We start from the raw sequence: 929 nt of genomic DNA, 5'->3' as shown, positions 1-929 counted from the left end.
ACGGTGATCGCCCCGCGCCCGTAGGCCGGGTCACGACCGTCGGGTGGCCGGTAGGCCCCCGGGCGAGGGTGTTCAGTGGCCGGCGGCGACCTTGACCAGGGCGACCGCCGTTCCGATGATCGCGTCCAGGACCCCGGCCAGTACGGCGAGGACCGTACCGGCCCCCATGCGGATGCCCCCGTAACACCCCCAGGTGAACAGGCCGGCGACGTTCACCGCGGCCGCGATCAGCAGCGCGGACTCCACGGTGACGGCGGTGAGCGCCGCCACGGCGAGGAGGGTGAGGGGGCCCGCCGCGGACAGCAACAGGGGGCTGCTGACGGACAACATGTGGCGCAGCTCGCGGCCGGTGGCGAAGCGGCCGTGGACGACGCGGTGGGCCTGTTGGTCAGCGACCAGGGCGGCCAGCCACAGGCCGACGGCGGTCGTGAGGATCGTGGCCGCCGCTTCGGCCGTGTCGGTGTGGCCGAAGCCGGCGAGCCCGACCACCACCGAGATCATGGTGATCGTCGCGTACAGGCGCTCCTTGAGCCGCGCGGCGGCGAACAGCGGTTCGTCGTCGAGGGCCTTGTCGGGTGCGGGACCGTGAGCGGGGGACCCTGCCGCAGGGGTCTCGTCGTGGGCCATGGTCCACACCGTAGGGGCGGTCGGCCGTCCTGACCGGCAGGTGGGGCGGGGATCCGCGCCGTGTCCGACGCGTCTGGCGTGCGCCCCCGACGTCGGCCTCGATGTCGTATTTCTGTGTCGGCCAGGACAGAAAGAGCGGATAGCTGCGGGGAGTCTTTCTCGCCTCCCTGGAGGGTCGGGATTCGCGGCCGATTTTGTCGTAGTCAGGGCGTGCTACTGTGATTTCAGTTGCAGTTGTGGTTCCCAAACTTCGAGGGTGCTCATCGGTCGTTCAGACCGGTGAGGGTGCTTTTGTGTTTCCG

1 protein-coding gene is annotated in these 929 nt (G+C 70.2%); it reads right to left on the bottom strand.

Annotation, left to right across the window (positions count from 1 at the left end; genetic code table 11):
• Nucleotides 1-72: 72 nt before the first annotated feature.
• Nucleotides 73-627 (bottom strand): hypothetical protein, encoded by a 555-nt coding sequence (locus tag G3I71_RS44820; protein ID WP_239149755.1) that lies wholly within the window; start codon nucleotides 625-627, stop codon nucleotides 73-75.
• Between the last annotated feature and the right edge of the window lie 302 nt (nucleotides 628-929).

It is taken from the genome of Streptomyces sp. SID12501 (assembly GCF_010550245.1).
Lineage (GTDB): Bacteria > Actinomycetota > Actinomycetes > Streptomycetales > Streptomycetaceae > Streptomyces.
The sequence above is the reverse complement of the archived record's forward strand: the minus strand, read 5'-3'. Positions and strand labels throughout refer to the sequence as shown.

Bases quoted from the DNA above. Each gene is read 5' to 3' on its own strand.
- G3I71_RS44820 (WP_239149755.1), bottom strand. From the start codon at position 627: ATGGCCCACGACGAGACCCCTGCGGCAGGGTCCCCCGCTCACGGTCCC.